A 14,599-nucleotide genomic window follows, 5' to 3' on the forward strand; every position below is an offset into this window, starting at 1 on the left:
TGCCAGCCTCGCGACAGGTGTCCTAGGACATGCCCTGCTCCGCAATGTCCAGATGACAGGCCACCATCCGGCGCTGGCTACCGACCGAGCGCAATTTAGGTTCCTCCATCTTGCAGCGCTCGAAGGCCTTCGGGCATCTGGTATGAAAGCGGCAGCCTGACGGCGGATTGACCGGGCTGGGAACGTCTCCCGCAAGGACGATGCGCCGGGATGTTTCTCCCTTTACCTTTGGCACCGCTGAGATGAGCGCCCGTGTGTAAGGGTGGAGTGGACGATCAAGGATGTGGTCCCGGTCACCAATCTCGACCACCACCCCCAGATACATCACCGCAATGCGGTGCGTGAGGTGGCCGACGATGGCCAGGTCATGACTGATGAAGAGCAATGATAGGCCGAGCCTGTCCTGGAGGCTCACCAGCAGATTGACGATCTGCGCCTTCACCGACACGTCGAGCGCCGACACGGCCTCGTCGCACACAATCAGGCTTGGCTCCGGCGCCAGCGCCCGCGCGATACAGATTCGCTGACGCTGGCCGCCGGAGAACTCATGAGCAAAGCGGACCGCAGCATCGCGCGGGAGGCCCACCATGTCGAGGAGTTCGCCAACCCGTTCGTCGACGGCCTTGCGGCCCCTGACAAGACCGAAATTGACGAGCGGCTCGGCGAGAATGTCGCGGACACGCATCCGCGGACTAAGGCTCGCCATCGGATCCTGGAATATCACCTGAAAGTGGCGCCTGATCTTGCGCAGTCGCGGTTTCGCCAGACCATCAACGCGCCAGCCATCGAACCACACGGCTCCCGAGCTTGGTGGGATCAGGCCGAGGACTGTTCTGCCTAATGTGGACTTGCCGCAACCGCTCTCACCCACGATCGAAAGCGTTTCGCCCCGCGCGACTGTGAACGAGACGTCGTCAACAGCCCTCACAACCTCGCGAGGCCCAAACCCGACACGTGGTCGCGGAAAGTGCTTCTTGAGCGAGACGACTTCGAGAAGCGCAGCCTTGCTCATGCGAGCGGCGTCCCGATCCTATGATGGCACGCCGCGGCATGGCCGGGAGAGACATCTTCCAGCGCCGGTTCGCTCTCGAAGCAGAGCGATGACGAAAGACTGCACCTGGCGGCGAAAGCACACCCTATCCTGGTTTGACTGGCTGAAGGCACCTGACCCGGAATTTCGGTGAGCGGCCCTTCACTCCTGTTGCGGTCCAGGCTCGGGATGGCCCCTAATAATCCGACGGTGTAGGGATGTGCGGGCCGCGAAAAAATCTCCGCTGTGGTCCCCTCCTCCACTTTGACGCCAGCGTACATGATCGCGACGCGGTCGGCCAGTTCGGCGACGACGCCGAGATCGTGCGTGATGATGATGATCGACGCTCCCGTCCGCGCCTTAAGCTCACGCATGAGATCCAGAATCTGCGCTTGTACCGTCACATCGAGCGCGGTCGTCGGTTCATCCGCGATCAAGATCTCGGGATCGCAAGCCAGCGCGATGGCGATCATCACACGCTGACGCATTCCGCCGGATAATTGATGCGGGTATTCCCGCATCCGGCGCTCCGGATCGGCGATTCCGACCTGAATCAGGAGCCGCAAAGCGCGCTGCCTGGCCTCGCTGCGAGGCACGTCCTGATGCAGCAGGATTGCTTCGGAGATCTGACCTCCGATCTGCATCAGCGGGTTCAGCGAACTCATCGGCTCCTGGAAAATCATGCCGATCTCGTTGCCCCTCACCGATCGCATTTCGGCCTCGGACATCTGAAGCAGCTCGGCGCCCTTGAATCTCACGCTCCCCGATATCTCCGTTCTTTCCGCGTCATGCAGCCGCATCAATGACAGGGCCGTCACGCTCTTGCCGGATCCGGATTCACCGACGATCGCCAACGTTTCCGATCGTGCGACCGAGAACGAAACCCCGCGGACAGCCCGGACACTTCCCGAGGCCCCCGCGAACGAAACGTTCAGGCCTTGAACATCCAGGACGATTGTCACGACCGCTCTGCCATTCTCGGATCGAGCGCGTCCCTCAGCCCGTCACCCAACAAATTCACGCCCAGGATCGTCACGCCGAGAAACACGGCCGGAATAAAGACCAAATGCGGCTTGACCTGCCAGAGCGCCTTGCCATCGGCCATGATATTCCCCCACGAGGGAATGGTCGGCGGCGTTCCCGCACCGATAAACGACAGACTCGCCTCGATGATGATCGCTGCCGAGCCGACGAACGTTGCCTGCACCGTCAACGGCGACACGACTGCCGGAAGCAGATGGCGAATGAGGATTTTCGGCGTTGTCGAGCCGGCCGCGATCGCGGCCTCTACGAAGGGCATCTCGCGAAGCGCCAGCATGGCCCCGCGTATCACGCGCGCAACGCGAGGAATTTCGACCACCGTGATCGCAGCGATCACAGTCCCGACGGACCCACGCGTGGCGGCCATCAAGGCGATGGCGAGCAACATGGATGGGATCGACATGAAGCCGTCCATGATCCGCATCACGACGGAATCCGCCCATCGTCCCGAAGCGGACACCATTCCGACGATCGTGCCGCCAACGCAGGACAGAAGCGCGCATGATACGCTCACCCCTACGGAGATTCGTGCGCCGTAAATGACACGCGAGTAGAGATCGCGTCCCAAGGCATCCGTGCCGAACCAGAATTCCGCCGACGGCGGTCGCAACCTCTTGGTCACGGAGAGGGCCCGCGGATCGACGGTGCCGAGGATCGGCGCAAAAATCGCGATAAGCATAACCGCAAGCAATATCAGGGCGCCGACACCAATTTGTGGATGACGCTTCAGGAAACGCGGCACCCGCCACTCCGAGTTCGCGCGGCGCACCGGAAGCGCAGTTGCCTGCAACGGGCCCGCGATGCTGGAGGTAGGCGCTTGATGATTCAATATCGGATCCTCGGATCCACGACTGTGTAAGCAAGGTCGGTAATGAGGTTGATTGCGACGTAGCTGGCGCTGAACAGCAGGACCACGCCCTGGATTACCGGATAATCGCGATGAAGGATTGCATCGAGCGTAAGACGTCCGAGCCCGGGGATTGAAAACACGCTTTCTGTGATCACCGAACCACCCATGAGCGTTGCGATACCGATGCTGATGACCGTCACGATCGGCACCGACGCGTTTCTCAGCGCATGCTTGTAGAGAATGACCCGCGGGCCCGCGCCCTTGGCGATCGCGGTCCTCACATAATCCTGGGTGAGCACGTCGAGCATGGAGGCTCGCGTCGTCCGCGCCAGAATGGCTGCGTAGGACACGCCCAGCGTGAGCGACGGCAAGATGAGATGAGAAATGTAGGGCACGAAGCCGTCGGCGAGAGGGACATAGCCTTGTGCCGGCAACCAGTGAAGCGACGTTGAGAACGAGAACGCGAGCAGATATCCAACGACAAACACCGGCAAGGAGAAAGCGAGCACAGTTAGCCCGGTGATGATCCTGTCAATCGCATGGCCGCGCCGCCAAGCCGCCAAAACTCCGACAGGAACGGCGATGGCCACCGAGATCACGAGGCTGGATATGAGCAATGAGAATGTCGGCCCGATGCGTTGACCGATCATTTGCACCACCGGCTGATTGGCGAAGATCGATGTACCGAGATCGCCGTTCATCAGTTGCCATATCCAGAAGCCGAACCGAATATGGAACGGCTGATCCAGCCCCATCGACACACGGATGCGCTCGACTTCCTCGGGAGTCGCCTGATCGCCGGCGATCATCGCGGCGGGATCTCCGGGAGTGACGTAGAGGAGCCCAAATACGATGAAAGCCACGATCAGCATGACCGGCGGCAGCATCAGTAGGCGGCGAAATACGTAGTAGAGCATGTCGTCTCCCGAACCGCGCGCTGGCCATGCACGAACCCTGCAAACGGCTCGGTTGGCCACCGACATTGCGCTGCTCGACTGCCGCAGCAAGACTAGTCCGACAGGTCTAGGACGGCCAATAGCCGTTGATGTCTCAGGCGATAGATTTCGCGATCATGATGCGAGAAAGCGAACTGGTTAGTCAGCCTGCTCAAAACGCCATCAACAAATGCTGTGAATTTGTTCGTTCTCGCACCTCTCGGAAGAGCCAGTTGCTTGCCGAACCGCGCAATGAGTTTCGATAATGCATCGTCCGAAGTGGCGCATCTCGCCGGTTCCATGCGCCCGCGGTCAGGCCGGTTCAGGATATCCTGCGAGACGCGCCTCCGAGTGCCACCGCAAGGTCAATGCATAGTCGCGCATCGACACTTGAGCAAATCCGTGGAGAGACAAGCAATCTCTTAGTGCCGTGCATTCAGCGGCGTCGGCGACACGTTCGAGAGCGCTTCGCAATGCCGCGATGACCTCGTCGGGACAATTGGGAGCCGCAACCAGCGCAGGAATTGGAGCGGCGTCCGTGCTTTCGACAACCCTGACTTGCGATCGAAGTGCCTCGTCATGGCGCAACATCAAGTCCAGCGCGTAGCTGTCAAGCGGTCCGACATCTATGTCACCGTTCAGCAGCGCGTCGACCACGCGTCGGGGCGTCGTGAGCGGGCCGACGCTTTCGCCAAACAGTTTTTCTCCGCGCAGCCGATAGTACGGCAGCAAATGATGACGTAGCGCGTTGTAGCCCGAATGCGAGTCAGGAACGGTGTAGCCCAACCGGCCGCCAAAAGTGTCTTGGAGGCTTCGAAAGCCGGAGTCCGAACGAACGAGTAGTCGCGTGGCATAGACAGGGCGCCCTGGCAAAGGTGCGTTGGCCGGAATCGGGGCCGCGACAAGCTTTGGACGCCGTTTCGACAACATCAGCGGAAATCCGCACATGAAAACGCAGCCAAGATCGTCCCGCGACCAGAGATCGGCTAATTTGAGCGGGAATGCGTGGTCGATGATATCGAGGTCCACGCCGCTGCCATGCGCAAGCCAGCCGAACAGCTCCTTCCAAGCGGCCGCTGCCTGCGGATTGACAGAGTACATTCTCGCGTTGGCAACTAGGCGCATCTAAGGAGATTCCATTGCTTCAGGCAAAGCGCAAACGTTGCCCGATGCCGATACGCTCTGCCTTCTCGAGCATGGCATGTCCGAGCGCGATATCGGACAGCGACAACCCACGATGCCAGAGCAGATTGGTTTCAGCGTCACTTTCCCGACCTGGCTTGAGACCGGCCACGATCTGTCCGAGTTCCGCATGCAAGGTCGCTTCGGAGAGCTTGCCCGCCTCAACATGAGCACGCAGGCTGCCAAACTTACCACCCTTGCACTGTCCCCAATCATCGACGACCAGCTTTGTCATGACATCGGTGAGGGACAGCTCGATCGCGCTCATTGTGCCATATGGTACGACAAACGCGCCTTTCTTGATCCAATCGGTTTTTAGCATCGGCGTCGGCTTGTCGAGCCGCGACGCCTCGACCACGATGTCCGCTCCTTCAACGCAGCTTTGCCAGTCGTCCGTCGCCACAACTTTCTTGTCAAGATCCCTGCTCAATCGCTCGGCAAAACTGTTGCGACTCTCCTCGCGGCGGGAATGCACGCGAATCTCGTCGAAGTCGAACAAGTGATCGAGCAACCGGATATTCCAGTAGGCGGTGCCACGCGCGCCGATATGACCAAGACTCTTTGAGCCCTGGCGCGCCAGATATTTGGCGCCGATCGCGGTGACCGCGCCGGTGCGCATGTCGGTAATGCCGCTCGCGTCCATGATCGCTTTCGGCGCGCCGGTGCGCGGATCGAACAACGTTAGGATGCCGAGCTCCGAGTGCAGTCCGAGCTTGTAGTTATCAACGAAGTCACCGACGATCTTGACCCCGGCCCGGTCAATCGGCGCCTTGATCGCGCCGCGCAGCACGTTGAAGTGTCCATTCGCAGCGCCCGGTTCGAGATGCACCCGCGGTTCGATTACGGTGTCTCCCCTGCCCTGGGCCGCCAGGCTCGTCTCGATCGCCGCGAGGACTTCCTCGTCGGTGATCTTGAGTTCTTCAATATCGAGGCGATTGAGGTAGGCGATATAGATCGGTGGCACGCCACTTCTCCAGTCAAGAAATATGTCTAGACGTTATCTACGGACTCGAAAGAGTCAACGCTGAGCGCTGCGCGGGGCCCATGCTCGCTCCGATGACAGCATACGTAGTGGGGGCGCCGGGAGAGTTCGCTACTCGCGGCAGTCCGGACCTCGCCAAGTCATTCTGTCATGCGATTGATGGATCCCACGCCAGGACCAGGCGCATCCGTTCGCCTTCTAGCTGCGCAGAGCAAGAGGAGGCGTCGATTTCGATCTTCAAGAAACTAACGTTGGCCGCTAGCGCGCGCCTGTCGCATCTCCACCATTACCAAGCGGCGGATACAAGCGAAGGCCTCCTTACATTGCCCGTGGTGAGATAGGACATCGCAAGCTCTGGATCTTCCTGGAAGGCTTCGCATCGCCTGGACGCATCAAAGCGCTTGACGATGGTGTTGCAGGTCGCGACCGCGGATGAAAATCGAGGCATCCCATCGAGGGCGGCGCCTTCACCACACAGCGCCCTCGCCCCCATGATCTCGACCATGAAATAGCTACCGTCTTCGCGCACCATCGACACTTCGACTTTTCCGCTGATGATCAGGTAGAAATATGTGGACACTTCACCCTGGTGGTAAAGCGTCTGCCCGGCAATCAGCCGCAATTCGCGACTGGCGTCAAAATGCCGCCAATGACCCATCGAATCTTCGGACAGCCGCCAAGTTTCCGCTGAAGGCTTCTTGTCAGCTATCAATGACTGCATGGCATCCTCACAGGCCGTTTCGCCCGCGCCTGACCGAACTATCGAATTGGGGCAAGAAGCGCGCGTTACATACGGCAAATCCAGCAATCTTCATGCCAACCGGCTGGATAGCATCCGCCTATCGGCGGCCTGGATCGCCATTGCTTCGTTCAACTCTCTTTTTAACACCACCGGAAACCGACAGTCTTTTCCTTCTGCTGCCGCAAGTCATCCCCGGAATGCCTGTCGCTGCAATTACCGTGTCTCACTTCAGGAGTGCAGTCCAGCACTGTAATTCTTCGCTGATCCGCCTACGTACCGCGATCAGATCGACTTCCTTCCGCTCCCCGCAAGGGCTTGGCTTGTTGGATCATCAATATCACTTTTTCATTCAATTCATCGTCGTCGCTTGCTCCATCCGGAAAGATGGACGACGCGCCGATATTCATTGCATCGTTGAGCGACAAGGCAAACGCCTCTCGAAAGTATGCGATCGCCAGCAGACGGAAATGAATGTCCCGCATCCCCAATCGATTACCGATGTGCAGTATCAGCTGCGATGGCGGGATGGCACGCCCTGCCATTTCTTGGAATTCCTGGATAAGGTTCTTGTTAAGATCCATTTGCGCTGTCGAGTGAAGAGAACATCCACATTCCTGTAGGCGCGCAGACCGTCAGGGTCGGACGGCACCAGGACGAGATGCACGTGGTTCGGCATCAGGCACCGGGCCCCAGCTCGACCTCTGCGGCCTTACAATTTGTCAAGATATCCATCCGAGGCATCGCGCGGGTTGCCCACCGACAACATCATCCGTATTTTGTTCAGTCAACCCGCCCAAGCTGAAGCAGATTGAAATGGAAGCGCTTGCACTGTGGCAGTGGTCCAGTCGCTCCAACAGGATCGTCTGGACCGATCCGTCGGCCCCAGCTCCGCTGCGGGCAGCAAAGAGCCGTTCGATCGAGGGCGATGCTCAGGTTGAGATCAACGGGACTACGATGTCCCTGAGCCGCCTCGCGCGAACCGCCGTCAACGACGATTCCGCTTTCGCCGCGCGGGTAGTAACGTGCCCTGCCTTTCCAGCTGCAGAGCGTGGTCTGGCTTTCGGCCGGAAATTCAGCGGCCTTGATGCGTCCGGCGCCGTCTTTCAGCAACCGGTCGACGAGAGCAGGCACGATCGCGATCTGACAAGCGCATTAATCGAGGGAATAGAAGCGCTCCCCGAGGCCTTCGTGCTGTATGACGCGCAGGATCGGCTGCTCATTTGCAACGAGCAATACAGGGGCCTTTATCCCGCCGTGGCCGATCTCATGGTACCCGGTCTGTACTTTCCTGATCTGGTTCGCGACAGCATCCGCAGGGGCGTATTCAAGATCAACGAAGACGAGGAAATCTGGACCCAACGGCGGATTTCGTTTCATCAGGCAGGCATCGGCTTTTTCGAACAGCAACTTTCGGATGGCCGTTGGATCCAGGTCAGCGAACGGCGCACGGCGTCTGGAGGCATCACCAGCATTCGCGCCGACATAACGGTGTTGAAAGAGCGGGAACGCGACCTGCGAGCCGCTCGTGCCCAAGCGGAGGCCGAGATCGCGATGCGGACCCAGTTCATCGCCAAGGTCGGCCATGAACTACGCAATCCGTTGAATGTCATCTTCGGCGTCGCCCAGCTTCTCGAGGGTGAGGAGATGTCCAAGCGGCAAAAGGCCATGATGTCCAGTCTTCTGGGGGCCGCACGCTCCATGCGCGACGTGCTGAACGACATTCTCGATGTCGCGAGCGTCAATTCGGGCCACGTCAACATTCGTCGCGAAACGGTGGAGTGCCGTCCGATGCTGGAAGAAATGACCAACATCGCGAAACTGATGGCGGATCAGCGGGGATTGAAATTCCACTCGCGAATACGGAACGACTTGCCGGCCTCGGTCGCGACCGACCCGAGAAGGCTGCGACAAATCATTCTGAACCTGTTGGGAAACGCTTTCAAATACACGTCGTCCGGAACAATTTCGTTCGCGGCATCGGCGAGCCGGACTGAAACGGGCGATGCCGTGATGCGGATTACCATTACAGACACCGGTCCGGGCATCGCCGAGGACCGAAAGGATGAACTGTTTACTCCGTACTCCAGACAGAAGGAGCATATCGAGGCGGGTATCGAAGGCCACGGCCTCGGCCTCTCGATCTGCGAGGAGTTGGCGCAAGCGATCGGTGCCCGGGTCGGACTGTCGCCTGCCCCTCGCCGCGGGACACGCGCCTGGGTCGAAGTTCCCATCACCGGCACAGGTGAGGCGGCGCAAACGCGGCCGATCGCGCGATCGAGACCGGCCTTCGCCGGTCCGCCGCTACATGTCCTCGTGGTGGATGACGAACAGACCAATCTGATTGTGGTGCAGGCGCTTCTCAAACGCCTCGGCCACAAGGTGACGACCGCGCTCGACGGCATGGAAGGGTTGCACGCGCTTCAACGGGATTCCTACGATGCGGTGCTTCTCGATATTTCCATGCAGGAAATGTCCGGCATCGACATAGCCCGGAAAATCGCGCTCATGGACCTCGGCGGGAGACATCCGCCGATTATCGCCCTGACGGGCAATGCCTTGCCCGAAGAAGTCAAAACCTACTTTGCGGCCGGGTTCACCGGATTCGTCGAGAAACCGGTATCGCTGGAACAACTCGCCGAAGCCCTTGCCAATACGCGCGCTCCCGAAGGCGCAAGCGTTCTGCAGCCAAAGGATCGCATACGTTTTCCACAGCGAGCGAATGTGGTCGGCGCCTTCGATAGCGCACGCGTGGACCGCATGGTCGTCGATATCGGGCGCGAGAACGTTCGTGCGATCATCGTCGCAGCCATCGCGACCTTCCGACAGACCGCGGCCGAGTTGGCCAGGCGCACGAGCGATCGCCGCAAGCTTGGACGTCTGCTGCACAAGGTTCACTCGGTTGCGGGCCTCTTTGGCTTCGACGAGCTTGCAGCCAAGGCGTTCGTCCCCAAGCAGGGCGACGAAGAAGCGATGTCGAGATCACAGGTGGAAGCGCTGCGTGACGACCTGACCAGGGCGATTAGACAGATGCAGGCCTACGCGTCCGAACTCGAGGCGCCGGCCTTGCCTCTGACCTGACCTCTCCGCCCGACCGACTCCAGCTTGTAGCCGTAACCTCGCACCGTCCGCAGCAACGAGGAATTGAGCCCCGCCTGCGCCATTTTTCTACGAAGCCGCGAAATCCGGATGTCGATGGCGCGCTCGGAATCCGGAGACTCGCCGCTCGCCACGGCATCGATGATCTGGGCGCGGGTCAGCACACGATCCTGGCTCTTGGCGAGCACATTGAGCAACGAGAACTCGGCAGCACTGAGATCCACGCTCTCGCCCGAGGCGTTGAGCAACGTTCGGCCGCGCAGATCCAGCTCGCCTCCCGCGCAATCCAGCCGCAATCCGGGTTCGCCCGCCTGCCGGTCACCGCGTCGCAGGATGTTGTTGAGACGAAGCACCAGTTCGCGCGGCTCGAAAGGCTTGGGCACAAAATCGTCGGCGCCGATCTCCAGCGCTACCAACCGATCCTCGGCCTCACTCCGGCCCGTCACCACGACGATCGGAATCGACGACCTCGCCCTCAGCATGCGTATCAGCACGATCCCATCTTCGTCGGGCAGATTGAGGTCTACGACAATGGCGTCCCACGCCTCGCGGTCGAGTTTCCTCAATCCCACTTCTGCCGAACCAACGCGCTCTGTGGCGTAGCCTGCGGTCCTGAAGTAGGCAGCGAGCAGGATGGCGAACGTGTCGTCATCCTCGATGAGCAAAAGCCTTTTGATCGAATGCCTCCAGGCACCGGCGGGCGAAATATGAAACAATCGTGAAACAATTGCAACACATTCAGGAAGCACCGCGCCCCTAGGGTTTCATCGCCGGGAAGAGTTACCGCGAGGCCGATGAGCCGCCGCGCAAACATTTGGGGGCATCCGTGACGGACAGGCACGATTTTCAGGGCCGATTGGATCGACGACATTTTCTCGGCCTGGGGTCGGCCGCAGCTTTGGGAACCCTGCTCCCCGCCGAAACGAAAGCACAGGGCGCAGAACTCGTCGTCTCGAATTGGGGCGGCGACTGGAACGAGCGCATCGTGAAGGGGTTCGAGAATCCGGCGTTCGGCTCGTCGCAGCTGCGCATCATCCACGATCTCGCGCCGGTCCCCGAGCGCAAGGCCAAGCTGCTGGCCGAACGGCGGTTGCCGCGGGGCACCGTCGACGTCACATGGCTCAGCGATGCCGATGCATTTGAGATGAACTCACAAGGCGTGCTCGAGACACTCGATGTATCGCGCATCCCGAGCAGTGGGCACATCATCGACAAGTTCCGCCTGCCGTATCTTGTACCCTGCATCTATGGCGGCGTCGTCGTTCTCTACAATCCGGCGAAGATCCCGACTCCGCCGAGCAATTTTTCCGATCTGTGGAATCCGAAATACGCCGGGCGCGTCGGGCTCATGGATCAGATCTACTTCAACTACATCTATGCCGCCTCGCTGGTGAACGGCGGCACGATGGGAGATGTCAGCAAGGCCTTCCCGGCTCTGCTCGACCTGAAGAAGGCGGTGCAGCCGCGTCTCTATCCCTCGCATCAGGCGCTGGCGGCCGCGTTCCAGTCCGAGGAGATCTGGATCTCGGCGAACTACAGCGCTCGAGCGGTTCAATGGGAGAAGGAAGGGCTCCCGGTCCGCTGGTCCTACCCCAAGGAGGGTGCCATCTTCATTTCTTTCGGCGCCGGGATTACCAAACGCGCGCGAAACACCGAGGCCGCCTACCAATATCTCGAAGCCATGCTGCAGCCAAAGCCGATGGGCGCGATCTCCGTCGCGACGTCGTATTCCGTCGCCACCGACAACGCAGAGCTCAACCCCGAAGCGCGCAAGACCCTCGAGTTCACCGCCGACCAGATTTCGAAGTTGAACTTCGTTGACTATCCCTACGCGGCAAAGAGCGATCCGAAATGGGTCGAGTGGTGGAACAAGGAATTCAAGGCTTGAGCAAGACTCTCGCGGCTGGCGCAGACGACCGGACGGCCAGTTCGATTCCTCGATCGAGGGCAGGCTGGCTGCTGCTGCCCAGTCTGGCGCTGGTTCTGCTCGGGCTGATCCTGCCGCTGTTCCTGATGGCCAAATACAGCGTTTCGCACTTCGAAGCCGGCGAAGTAGTCGCCCAAGGACTGACACTCGAAAATTACGTGCGCTTCTTCAGCGATCCGTTTTATCTCTGGATCCTTTTGCGCACGCTGACGGTCGCGTTGAGCTGCACGGTGGTATGCCTGCTGCTTGGCCTTCCAGCCGCCTACATTCTGAGCCGCATCTCGCATCCCGTGATCAAGACGGCGCTCATTCTCGCCACCGTCATTCCGTTGCTGATGGGAAACGCCGTGCGCGCCGCCGGATGGATGGTGCTGCTCGCGGATCGCGGCCTGGTCAATTCGACCCTTATCTTTGCCGGCATCATCTCCGAACCGGTCCGGATTCTCTACACCGGCAGCGCGGTCGTGATCGGTCTCATTGCCGTGCTGCTGCCCTTCATGATCATCTCGCTGCAGAGCGTCTTCGAAGGCATTGGTGAAATCTACGAAGAGGCGGCACTCAGTCTCGGTGCGCGGCCATGGAAAATGTTCTTTCGCGTGCTGCTGCCCCTGGCCGTGCCGGGCATCTTCTCGGGTTGCTTGCTGTGTTTTGTCCTGGCCGTCAATGCATACGCGACGCCGGTGCTGATCGGCGGCCCTTCATTCCAGATGATGGCACCGAAGGTGTATGAGCAGGCGATCAAGGTCTACAATTGGCCTTTCGCAGCAAGCCTCGCCTTCATTCTCATGGGCGTGACCCTTGTCCTGACCGTTCTCTCCAGCGTGACGCTTCAGAAGCGCTACGGGACGGTGTAGCGATGCAACCAACAGCCTCGACACCTGCGCGCTCTTTCCGACCCGTCATGATCGGAGCCAGCATCATCACCTTCGTCATGGTGCTCGCTCCGCTGTTCGCGGTGGTGTGGGTCAGCTTCTTCGACAACAAGATCATCAGCTTTCCACCCCGCGGATACACGCTGAACTGGTATGTCGCGGCCTGGGAGCTGGAGCGATTTCGGGATGGCTTTCTGACGAGTCTGAAGCTCGGCATCGTAGCAACCCTGGTGAGCCTGCTGGTCGGCGTGCCAGCTTCCGTGGTGCTGGCCCGCGGCGCGTTTCCCGGCCGGGAACTGGTTCAATCCATCCTGCTCGCCCCTCTTATCGTCCCCGGCATTGTCGCGGGCGCCGCCCTGTACATGTTTCTCATCGAGATCGAGATCGAGACAGGCATCCAGGTCGCAATGACGTTCGGCGGTCTTGCGCTGGCCCACAGCCTCATCGCCCTGCCGTGGACCGTCCGACTGGTCACGGCTTCGCTCATCGGTGCCGATCGACAACTGGAAGAGGCAGCGCTCGTCATGGGTGCCCGTCCACTCACGGCGTTCTGGCTCGTCACATGGCCGGTCATTCGTCCGGGCGTCGTGGCCGGCGGGCTGTTCTCTTTCATCATTTCGTTCGTTGACCTCGAGAAATCGCTGTTTCTGGTCGGTCCTGGGAGCACCACGTTGCCGATTGCCATCGTGAACTACCTGGAATGGAGCATCGACCCGACGATTGCGGCGGTCGCAACGGTGCAAATCGTCGTGATCGCAGCCGGCCTGATTGTCGGCGACCGGTACTTCAAGCTTACGCGCGCATTCTGAGAAGGCGTCAATGTCGAAGATAACACTGAGCAATCTTACGAAGCGGCACGGCGACGCGACGGCGGTCGACCGCGTCTCCCTCGAGATCGAACAAGGAGAATTCATCGCATTTCTCGGACCGTCGGGATGCGGAAAGACGACGACGCTGCGAATGATCGCCGGTCTCACCATGGCGAGCGAAGGCAATATTTTTTTCGGTGACCGCGACGTTACCTACCTGCCGCCCTATCTGCGCAACGCCGGCCTCGTTTTCCAGGGCTACGCGCTGTTCCCGCATATGAGCGTCGCCCAGAACGTCGCCTTCGGCCTGGAGATGCGCAAGGTTGATCGAGCAGAGGGACGGCAGCGCGTCATGGAAGCCTTGGCGCTCGTCAAGCTCGATCATCTGGCCGAGCGGCTTCCCAAGCAATTGTCCGGCGGGCAGCAACAGCGCGTCGCACTCGCGCGCGCGATCGTCTACGAGCCCGACGTGCTTCTGCTCGATGAACCTCTTTCGGCTCTTGACGCCAAGCTCCGGCACGAGGTTCGCAGCGACCTCAGGCGCCTGCAGTCCAAGCTTGGCCTGACAACGATCTTCGTCACCCACGACCAGGACGAGGCCCTGAGCGTCGCCGACCGGATCGTCGTCATGTCGGCCGGCAAGGTCGAGCAGGTCGGCTCCCCCCGCGATATCTATCAGCGGCCCAAGACCCGTTTCGTCGCGGAGTTCATCGGATTGACCAATTTCATCACGGGACAGGTCGGCGCCGCCGGCTGTTTCCATACCGCCGGGGGCGAGAAGCTGGCGATATCCGAGAGCTGCGCGGACGCGACGACCGCCGTGGCGATACGCCCCGAGCAGATCAACCTGCGAGAGCGCGAGGCTTCCAGCCTCGATGCAAAAAATCCTGGCGCAAACAGCCTGCCGGTGACTGTCGAGGAAGTCACGTATCGGGGCTCGCTGACGGAGTTCGTCGTCAAAACGCACTCCGGCCTCCAGTTGATCGCTCATCGACAGAACGACGATGCATCGCCAAGCGCTCCGCCAAAGCCGGGCGATCAAGTGGTTGCGTCATGGCCGACAGCCGCCACGATCACTTTCTGAACGTCGACGCGTCGCCGAACCCGACGGCCGCACCGTCGCAAGAGGCCGA

14 protein-coding genes are annotated in these 14,599 nt (G+C 60.3%); 5 read left to right on the forward strand and 9 right to left on the reverse strand.

Annotated elements, in window-relative coordinates:
* Positions 1-22: 22 nt before the first annotated feature.
* The 8 genes from AC1RR3_RS07795 to AC1RR3_RS07830 all read right to left on the reverse strand — a co-directional run bounded on the left by AC1RR3_RS07795 (position 23) and on the right by AC1RR3_RS07830 (position 7,343).
* Positions 23-1,012 (reverse strand): ABC transporter ATP-binding protein, encoded by a 990-nt coding sequence (locus tag AC1RR3_RS07795; protein WP_492821033.1) that lies wholly within the window; start codon positions 1,010-1,012, stop codon positions 23-25.
* Positions 1,009-1,992 (reverse strand): ABC transporter ATP-binding protein, encoded by a 984-nt coding sequence (locus AC1RR3_RS07800; protein ID WP_492821035.1) that lies wholly within the window; start codon positions 1,990-1,992, stop codon positions 1,009-1,011. Before AC1RR3_RS07800 ends, AC1RR3_RS07795 begins: the two co-directional genes overlap by 4 nt.
* Positions 1,989-2,900, reverse strand: coding sequence for an ABC transporter permease (locus AC1RR3_RS07805; RefSeq protein WP_492821037.1), 912 nt, complete (start codon positions 2,898-2,900; stop codon positions 1,989-1,991). The genes AC1RR3_RS07800 and AC1RR3_RS07805 overlap by 4 nt, the downstream gene beginning before the upstream one ends.
* Positions 2,897-3,838, reverse strand: coding sequence for an ABC transporter permease (locus AC1RR3_RS07810; RefSeq protein WP_492821039.1), 942 nt, complete (start codon positions 3,836-3,838; stop codon positions 2,897-2,899). Before AC1RR3_RS07810 ends, AC1RR3_RS07805 begins: the two co-directional genes overlap by 4 nt.
* A 330-nt stretch (positions 3,839-4,168) precedes the next feature.
* Positions 4,169-4,981 (reverse strand): phosphate/phosphite/phosphonate ABC transporter substrate-binding protein, encoded by an 813-nt coding sequence (locus tag AC1RR3_RS07815; RefSeq protein ID WP_492821041.1) that lies wholly within the window; start codon positions 4,979-4,981, stop codon positions 4,169-4,171.
* Between the two features lie 19 nt (positions 4,982-5,000).
* The gene (locus AC1RR3_RS07820; protein WP_492821043.1) at positions 5,001-6,002 is read right to left on the reverse strand and encodes an ornithine cyclodeaminase family protein; all 1,002 of its coding nucleotides are present in this window, start codon (positions 6,000-6,002) and stop codon (positions 5,001-5,003) included.
* 304 nt (positions 6,003-6,306) lie between these two features.
* Positions 6,307-6,741 (reverse strand): cyclic nucleotide-binding domain-containing protein, encoded by a 435-nt coding sequence (locus AC1RR3_RS07825; protein ID WP_492821045.1) that lies wholly within the window; start codon positions 6,739-6,741, stop codon positions 6,307-6,309.
* Positions 6,742-7,031: 290 nt separating this feature from the next.
* Positions 7,032-7,343, reverse strand: a complete 312-nt coding sequence (locus AC1RR3_RS07830; RefSeq protein ID WP_492821047.1) for a hypothetical protein — start codon at positions 7,341-7,343, stop codon at positions 7,032-7,034.
* 232 nt (positions 7,344-7,575) lie between these two features.
* Here AC1RR3_RS07830 and AC1RR3_RS07835 point away from each other — a divergent pair, with 232 nt between their 5' ends.
* Positions 7,576-9,840: an ATP-binding protein gene (locus AC1RR3_RS07835; protein WP_492821049.1), complete on the forward strand. Its 2,265-nt coding sequence runs from the start codon at positions 7,576-7,578 to the stop codon at positions 9,838-9,840.
* On the opposite strand, the gene AC1RR3_RS07840 is transcribed toward AC1RR3_RS07835, so the two are convergent.
* Positions 9,798-10,574: a response regulator transcription factor gene (locus AC1RR3_RS07840; RefSeq protein WP_492821051.1), complete on the reverse strand. Its 777-nt coding sequence runs from the start codon at positions 10,572-10,574 to the stop codon at positions 9,798-9,800. The genes AC1RR3_RS07835 and AC1RR3_RS07840 overlap by 43 nt on opposite strands.
* A 182-nt stretch (positions 10,575-10,756) precedes the next feature.
* Here AC1RR3_RS07840 and AC1RR3_RS07845 point away from each other — a divergent pair, with 182 nt between their 5' ends.
* The 4 genes from AC1RR3_RS07845 to AC1RR3_RS07860 are packed head-to-tail and all read left to right on the forward strand — an operon-like array spanning position 10,757 to position 14,550.
* Complete coding sequence (locus tag AC1RR3_RS07845) at positions 10,757-11,746, forward strand: ABC transporter substrate-binding protein (protein WP_492821053.1); 990 nt, start codon at positions 10,757-10,759, stop codon at positions 11,744-11,746.
* On the forward strand, positions 11,743-12,639 hold the full coding sequence (locus tag AC1RR3_RS07850) for an ABC transporter permease (RefSeq protein ID WP_492821055.1): 897 nt from the start codon (positions 11,743-11,745) through the stop codon (positions 12,637-12,639). Before AC1RR3_RS07845 ends, AC1RR3_RS07850 begins: the two co-directional genes overlap by 4 nt.
* A 47-nt stretch (positions 12,640-12,686) precedes the next feature.
* Entirely contained in the window at positions 12,687-13,466 is a 780-nt protein-coding gene (locus tag AC1RR3_RS07855) for an ABC transporter permease (RefSeq protein WP_492821057.1), read from the forward strand.
* A gap of 10 nt (positions 13,467-13,476) precedes the next feature.
* Positions 13,477-14,550, forward strand: coding sequence for an ABC transporter ATP-binding protein (locus AC1RR3_RS07860; RefSeq protein WP_492821059.1), 1,074 nt, complete (start codon positions 13,477-13,479; stop codon positions 14,548-14,550).
* Positions 14,551-14,599 lie beyond the last annotated feature (49 nt).

It is taken from the genome of Bradyrhizobium sp. GW821-FHT13H05 (assembly GCF_058804065.1).

Excerpts from the sequence above, each read along its gene's own strand:
- AC1RR3_RS07810 (WP_492821039.1), bottom strand. The coding sequence starts at position 3,838 with ATGCTCTACTACGTATTTCGCCGCCTACTGATGCTGCCGCCGGTCATG.
- AC1RR3_RS07855 (WP_492821057.1), top strand. The coding sequence starts at position 12,687 with ATGATCGGAGCCAGCATCATCACCTTCGTCATGGTGCTCGCTCCGCTG.
- AC1RR3_RS07825 (WP_492821045.1), bottom strand. The coding sequence starts at position 6,741 with ATGCAGTCATTGATAGCTGACAAGAAGCCTTCAGCGGAAACTTGGCGG.
- AC1RR3_RS07815 (WP_492821041.1), bottom strand. The coding sequence starts at position 4,981 with ATGCGCCTAGTTGCCAACGCGAGAATGTACTCTGTCAATCCGCAGGCA.
- AC1RR3_RS07860 (WP_492821059.1), top strand. The coding sequence starts at position 13,477 with ATGTCGAAGATAACACTGAGCAATCTTACGAAGCGGCACGGCGACGCG.
- AC1RR3_RS07795 (WP_492821033.1), bottom strand. The coding sequence starts at position 1,012 with ATGAGCAAGGCTGCGCTTCTCGAAGTCGTCTCGCTCAAGAAGCACTTT.
- AC1RR3_RS07830 (WP_492821047.1), bottom strand. The coding sequence starts at position 7,343 with ATGGATCTTAACAAGAACCTTATCCAGGAATTCCAAGAAATGGCAGGG.
- AC1RR3_RS07835 (WP_492821049.1), top strand. The coding sequence starts at position 7,576 with ATGGAAGCGCTTGCACTGTGGCAGTGGTCCAGTCGCTCCAACAGGATC.